This window comes from Actinomycetota bacterium (assembly GCA_036280995.1).
Lineage (GTDB): Bacteria > Actinomycetota > CALGFH01 > CALGFH01 > CALGFH01 > CALGFH01.
This window is the reverse complement of the sequence record DASUPQ010000787.1, coordinates 1-6,407: the sequence shown is the minus strand read 5'-3', so window position 1 is coordinate 6,407 and position 6,407 is coordinate 1. Positions and strand designations below refer to the sequence as shown.

Below are 6,407 nucleotides of genomic sequence, written 5' to 3'. Positions count from 1 at the left end.
CTGCGGGTCGCCCTGTCCGCGCTGACCATGGCCGAGTACTTCCGCGACGAAGAAAAGCAGGACGTGCTGCTGTTCGTCGACAACATCTTCCGCTTCGTCCAGGCCGGCTCCGAGGTCTCGACCCTGCTCGGCCGGATGCCGAGCGCGGTCGGCAACCAGCCCACCCTGGCCGGCGAGATGGGCGAGCTCCAGGAGCGGATCACCTCGACCCGCGGCCACTCGATCACCTCGCTGCAGGCGATCTACGTGCCCGCCGACGACATCACCGACCCGGCCCCGCACACCACCTTCGCCCACCTGGACGCGACCACGGTGCTGGCCCGCGAGATCGCCTCGCTCGGCATCTACCCGGCGGTCGACCCGCTGGCCTCGACCTCGCGCATCCTCGACCCGCGCTATGTCGGCGACGAGCACTACCGGGTGGCCCGCCGGGTCCAGGAGATCCTCCAGCGCTACAACGACCTCCAGGACATCATCGCCATCCTCGGGGTCGACGAGCTGTCCGAGGACGACAAGGTGATCGTCAACCGGGCCCGGCGCATCCAGCGGTTCCTGTCCCAGCCGTTCTACGTGGCCGAGCAGTTCACCGGCGTCAGCGGCAAGACGGTGCCGCTGGACGAGACCATCGCCTCCTTCGACGCCCTGGCCAAGGGCGACTACGACCACCTGCCCGAGCAGGCCTTCTTCAACGTCGGCGGGATCGAGGAGGCCGAGGAGAAGGCCAAGCAGCTCGGCGGGGACGAGTAGCCGTGGCCGGCCTGGACGTGCACCTGGTCACCCCCGAGCGGGAGGTGTGGACCGGGGAGGCCGACTTCGTCACCGCCCGGGCCGTGGACGGCGACCTCGGCGTCCTCCCCGGCCACGCGCCCCTGCTGGCCGCCCTGGCCGTCGGCCCGGTGTTCATCGACGCCGGCGGCAGCCGCACGGCCGTGGCCGTGGACGGCGGCTTCCTCCACGTCGCCCACTCCGACGACGTGACCCGGGTCGACATCCTGGCCGAGCACGCCGTGCTCCCCGACGAACTCGCCCAGGACGACGCCGAGGCCCACGAGCGCCGGGCCGAGGAGCTGCGCTCCGAGGACCGCCTCGACGAGGCCCGCGAGGAGCAGGCCAAGGCGACCGTGCGCCGGCGGGTCGCGGAGAACGGGTAGCGGCGCCGCCTACAGCCAGCCGTTGCGGCGGAACGCCCGGTACAGGACGACGCAGGCCACGGCCATCACGGCCAGGACCAGCGGGTAGCCGAAGGTCCAGGTCAGCTCCGGCATGTGCTCGAAGTTCATGCCGTAGATGCCGGCGATCATGGTCGGCACGGCCACGATCGCCACCCAGGCCGAGATCTTGCGCATGTCGGCGTTCTGCTGGACCCCGATCTGGCTCTGGCGCAGGGCGACCTGGGTCAGGTTGGCCTGGAGGACGCTGGTGAGCAGCTCGCGGAAGCCGCTCACGTGGTCGACCACCCGCATCAGGTGGTCCTGGATGTCGCGGAAGTACTCGCCCAGCTCGCCGTGCATCCCGGGGACCAGGCTGTGCACCAGGCGGTCGAGCGGCTCGGCCAGGGGGGCGGCGGCCTGGTGGAACTCGATCACCTCGCGCTTGAGCAGGTAGATGCGCTCGGCCGGGTTGCTTCCCTGGTGCGAGAAGACCTCGGTCTCGACCTCCTTGATGTCCTCGTCGAGCCCGTCGACCACCGGCTGATAGTCGTCCACGACCCGGTCGAGGATGGCGTACAGCACCGCCCCCGGGCCGAAGCGGAGCAGGTCGGGGCGGCCCTCGATCCGCTTGCGGACGTCCCCGAGGGCGCTGGCCGGCTTGTGGCGGACCGCGACCACGAACTGGGGGCCGATGAACAGCATGATCTCGCCGAACTCGACGCTGTCGGTCTCGCCGACGTAGCGGGCCGTCTTGAGGACCACGAACAGGGTGTCGTCGTAGACCTCGAGCTTGGGCCGCTGGTGGGCGTGGATGGCGTCCTCGACGGCCAGCTCATGGAGGTTGAACTCGCGCCGGACCGACTCGAACTCGGCCTCGTCGGGCTCGTACAGGCCGATCCAGACGAAGGCGTTCTCGGCGCAGCCGGCCTCGTAGGCGTCCTCGAGGGCCAGCTGGCCCGGCTTTCGCCTGCCGTCCTGGTAGACCGCGCAGTCGATGATCATGCCGGCATTGTGCCTCAGCCAGGCTCGGCCTCCGCGGAGGCGGCGGACCGGCAGAACGCCTCCAGCAGCCGGGTGGCGTTGGCGGCGTTGCGGTTCGCGCCGGCCACGGCCTCGTCAATCGGATAGTTCGGCGGCGGGGTTGAGGTGGCCCACCAGCCGGCCAGCAGCGGCCCGTCGACCTCGGGGTGGAACTGGACCGCGACCACGCTGCCCAGCCGGAACGCCTGGCTGGGGTAGACGGCGCCGCCGGCCAGGACGGTCGCGCCCGGGGGCGGGTCGAAGGTGTCGTGGTGCCACTCGAACAGCTCGGCCGGCTCCTGGAGGGCGCCCAGGACCGGGTCGGCCCGGCCGGCCTCGGTCAGCTCGACCTTGGTCCAGCCGAGCTCCTCGCCGGCCGGGCCCGGGTAGGCGCGGCCCCCGAGGGCGGTCGCGGCCAGCTGGGCGCCAAGGCAGATGCCGAGGGCCGGGGTCGAGCGGGCGGCGGCGTCGGCGAGCAGGTCCATGGTCCGGGCCAGGTGCGGGTAGTCGTCGGTCTCGTCGGCGTCCATGACCCCGCCCAGCACCACCAGCCCGTCGGCGCCGTCGAGGGTGACCGGCACCGGCTCGCCCGGGGCCTCCACCACCTGGAGCTCGACCCCGGTGGCGGCCGCCGCCACCGCCAGCAGCCCGGGCGGGGAGCCGGGCTCGTGCTGGACCACCAGCAGCCTGGTCACGCCGGCCCTGGCTCCCCGAGGGCGGCCGCGACCAGGGCCGGGAGCAGGCTGCCGGCCTCGCCGTGGAGGACGGCGTCGGCCAGGCCGTCCAGGGGGGTCGGCTCGCGGTTCACGATGACGAGGGCGGCCCCGGCCCGGGCGGCCTTGACGGGCAGGCTGGCCGCGGGCTGCACGACCATGGAGGAGCCGACGGCCAGGAAGGCGTCGCAGCCCGCGGTCAGGGCCTCGGCCCGCTGCCAGACCTCGGTCGGGATGCTCTGGCCGAACGACACCGTGGCCGCCTTGATGATCCCGCCGCAGGCCAGGCAGGCCGGGTCGTCCTCCCCGGCCTCGACCCTGGCCACCGCCTCGGCCATCGGGCCCCGCTCGCCGCAGCTCAGGCAGACGACCTGGCGGCCGGTGCCGTGGACCTCGCAGACCAGCTCGGGGGCGAGGCCGGCGTCGATGTGGAGCCCGTCGACGTTCTGGGTGATGACCCCGGCCAGGCGGCCCGCCTCGGCCAGCCTGGCGCAGGCCAGGTGGGCCGGGTTGGGCCGGGCGTCCAGCTGGTGCAGCTCCCGCCGCAGCCGCCAGGCCAGCCGCCGCGTCTCCGGGTCGGCCACGTACCGCCGGAACCCCAGCAGCCGCGGGTCGTACCGGCTCCACAACCCTCCCGGCGAGCGGAAGTCCGGGATCCCCGAGTCGGTCGACACCCCGGCCCCCGTGAACACCACGATCCGCCGCGCCGCCGCCACCAGGACCCCGGCCCGCTCCAGGGCGTCGCCCACCGCCCGCCTCGCCACATCCATGGCGCCAGGGTACCGCCGGCGCTGCCGAGGGGTGCCGGGGCGGCTACGATGCCAGGATGCGTTGGTTCCTGGCCCTGGTCGTGGGCGTGGTGGCCGTGCTGGCGGGAGCCGGGCCCGTGCGGGCGGCGGACCCGGGCCCGGTGGCCCCGCCGTCGGCGCTGGTGCTGGTGGAGCGGCTCACCCTGGACGAGGCCCTGGCCGTGACCGGGGCCGACCGGCCCGAGGTGGCCGGGTTCGTGTCGACCCTGCCCGTGCACCAGCCGGTGGCGTCCCGGGTGCTGTCACTGGCCGCCGGGCGGCGGGTCGACGCCCTGGCCGCGCTGGGGGACGACCCGGACGCCTCGGGCCTGCCCGGCCCGGACGCGGTGGCGCGGATCCGGGCTGACAACCCGGGCGCCCGGCTGGGCCGCCTGCCGCCCACCACCCGGGTGCTGGCCTGGCCGGGGCAGGAGGCGGCCGGGCTGTTCACCCTCGGCCCGGACGGCCCGGCGACGCCGCCCGGCCCCCTTGCCGGCGACGGCCCCCTCCCGCTCGAGCCGGGCCGGCTGCTGGTGCTGGCCGTGCCCGACGCAGCCGCCCTGGCCGACGTGCTCGACCGGCTGGAGCCGGCCGGGGACGCCCCCCGGTCGGTGATGGTGGTGGGGCTCCGGGCCGCGCCCGGCCGGGCCAACGCGGCCCCGCTGCTGGTCCTCGACCCACGCCTCCCCGGCGGCCTGCCCACCTCGGGCTCGACCCGCCGCGTCGGCCTGGCCGCCCTGGAGGACGTGCGGCCCACCCTGGCCGGCGGCGCCTCGGCCGGCGACGACGGCTCGGTCATCCAGGTCGTCGCCGACGGCGCCGCCCCCGCCGACGCGACCCGGCTGGACCGGCGGGTCGCCGCCCTGGTGGCGGCCCGCACCTGGGCGATCCCGCTGCTCTGCCTGGCCGCCGTGCTCGCCCTGTTCGCCCTCGTGGCCGTCTGGCGCGGCCGCGGCCCGCCCGGCCGGGCCGCGTCGGCGGGCCGGGTGATGCTCGCCCTGACCCTGGCCCTGCCGTCCGGCTACCTGGTGGCCAGCATGGCCGAGCCGCTCGCGGCCCGGTTGTGGGCGGCGGTCCTGCCCGGCCCGAACGGTCCTGGCACCGGCATCTGGGCGGTCGCCTGGGTCGCGTCGGGGATCGCCGTGGCCGCCGCCCTGGCCGCCGTCGCCCTCCGGCTCGACCGGCCCGCCGGCGGCGACGGCCCCCGCCGGCCACGCCGGGTGCCGGCCCCGGCGCTGCTCGGGGCCGGGCTGTGTGTCCTGGTCACCCTCGACCTGGTCCTCGGCGGCCAGGGGCTGTCCCAGCCGCTGGTCGGCGGCAGCGCCTGGGACGGCGAGCGCTTCTACGGCCTCGGCAACGGCTACTTCGCCTTCGCTCTGGCTGCGGTCATGCTGATCGCCGCGTTCGCGCCCCTGTCCGCGGTGGCGACGGCCGGCCTGCTGGCCGCTCTGGGCGTGGTCGACGGGCTGCCGCGGCTCGGGGCCGACGTCGGCGGCGCCCTCACCTCCATGCTGACCGCGGCCGCGGCCCTGGTGGTGCTGGCCCCGGGCCGCCCCCGGGCCCGCCGGGTCGTCCTCCTGGCCGGGCTGGCCGTGGCCGCCGCCGTGGCCGTGGCCCTCGGGGCCGGTCTCGGAGGGCCGGTCAGTCACGCCGGCCGCTTCGCCGAGCGCCTCCAGCAGGGCCCGGCCGACGCCGCCGGGGTCGTGGTCGACCAGCTGGCCCGCAACCTCCGCCTGCTCGCCAACAGCCCGTTCGCCTGGGTCGGCCCCCTCGAGGTGCTCCTGGCCGGCCTCATCGCCCTGCGCCCGCCGGGGCCGCTGCGCCAGCTGCCCGGCTGGACCCGCCGCGTCCTCGGCCTCGGCGCCTTCGGGTCGCTCCTGCTCATCCTGCTCAACGACACCGGCGTCACCGCCACCGCCGGCAGCGGCCTGTTCCTCCTCGCCATCCCCGCCTGGGCCTGGCTGGAGGGCCAGCGGCCGGCCGGCCCACCGGCGCCGGCGCCCAGCGCCCGGCCCGCCGAGGCCCGCCACTGAGGCCGCTCAGGACGGTCCCTGGGCGGTGCCGCGGGCGCCGGCGGCACGGCCCAGGGCGACAGCCAGGAGCTGGAGGGCGCCGACGGCGACCAGGGCGCCGTCGACGCCGGCCTCGGCCACGGCCGAGCCGGCCAGGGCCGAGCCGACCGCGAACGCGCCCAGCTTGAGGCTGGCCGCGGTGGTGAAGATCTGGCCCCGCAGGTCGGGCGGCGACCAGCGCTGGCGGGTCGCGAAGGTGGCCGCGAACGCCGGCCCCTCGGCCAGGCCGGCCAGCGCCACCAGGGCCAGGGCGGCCGGGAACGACGGGGCCAGCGGCCAGGCGATCACGCCCAGGCCGAACAGGCCGAGGCCGGCCAGGACGACCCGCTGCGGCGGCCAGCCGGCGGTCGGCCGGGCGGCGGCCAGGGCGCCGGCGATCGCCCCCGCCTCCAGGGCCGCCCACAGGTAGCCGGCGCCGGCCCGCCCGGCCCCGAGCCGCTCGGCCCAGAACGGCAGGGCCAGGGTGAGCAGGCCGGCGCCGCCCATGCCGACGGCGGTGGCGACCGTCACCCCGCGCAGCACCGGGGTCCGGGCCAGCAGGGCCAGCCCCTGGCGGATGGTGGCGGCCAGCGGGGCAGGGTCGGCGCCGGCCGGGGCCGCGAGCCGGGGGAGGAGGGCGATGGCCGGCAGGGCCAGGGCGGCCAGGGCCGCCTCGGCCAGCAC

7 protein-coding genes are annotated in these 6,407 nt (G+C 76.6%); 3 read left to right on the top strand and 4 right to left on the bottom strand.

From position 1 onward, the window contains the following. Both VF468_26280 and VF468_26275 read left to right on the top strand, forming a co-directional pair. The coding region (locus tag VF468_26280) for a F0F1 ATP synthase subunit beta (GenBank protein ID HEX5881795.1) at positions 1 to 747 on the top strand (747 nt) is incomplete at its 5' end. A 2-nt stretch (positions 748 to 749) separates the two neighbouring features. Then, a complete protein-coding gene (locus VF468_26275; protein ID HEX5881794.1) occupies positions 750 to 1,151 on the top strand; it encodes a F0F1 ATP synthase subunit epsilon in 402 nt (133 codons plus the stop codon). A 9-nt stretch (positions 1,152 to 1,160) separates the two neighbouring features. Here VF468_26275 and corA read toward each other — a convergent pair whose 3' ends face one another. Genes corA through VF468_26260 form a run of 3 tightly spaced genes read right to left on the bottom strand, consistent with a single transcriptional unit; the run spans position 1,161 to position 3,654 of the window. Then, positions 1,161 to 2,153, bottom strand: a complete 993-nt coding sequence (gene corA / locus VF468_26270) for a magnesium/cobalt transporter CorA (protein HEX5881793.1) — start codon at positions 2,151 to 2,153, stop codon at positions 1,161 to 1,163. 14 nt (positions 2,154 to 2,167) lie between these two features. Further along, positions 2,168 to 2,866, bottom strand: coding sequence for a type 1 glutamine amidotransferase (locus tag VF468_26265; GenBank protein HEX5881792.1), 699 nt, complete (start codon positions 2,864 to 2,866; stop codon positions 2,168 to 2,170). Then, entirely contained in the window at positions 2,863 to 3,654 is a 792-nt protein-coding gene (locus tag VF468_26260; protein ID HEX5881791.1) for a Sir2 family NAD-dependent protein deacetylase, read from the bottom strand. The genes VF468_26265 and VF468_26260 overlap by 4 nt, the downstream gene beginning before the upstream one ends. 56 nt (positions 3,655 to 3,710) lie before the next feature. Here VF468_26260 and VF468_26255 point away from each other — a divergent pair, with 56 nt between their 5' ends. Then, positions 3,711 to 5,705: a hypothetical protein gene (locus tag VF468_26255; protein ID HEX5881790.1), complete on the top strand. Its 1,995-nt coding sequence runs from the start codon at positions 3,711 to 3,713 to the stop codon at positions 5,703 to 5,705. Between the two features lie 6 nt (positions 5,706 to 5,711). Here VF468_26255 and VF468_26250 read toward each other — a convergent pair. Next, the coding region (locus VF468_26250; GenBank protein ID HEX5881789.1) for an MFS transporter at positions 5,712 to 6,407 on the bottom strand (696 nt) is incomplete at its 5' end.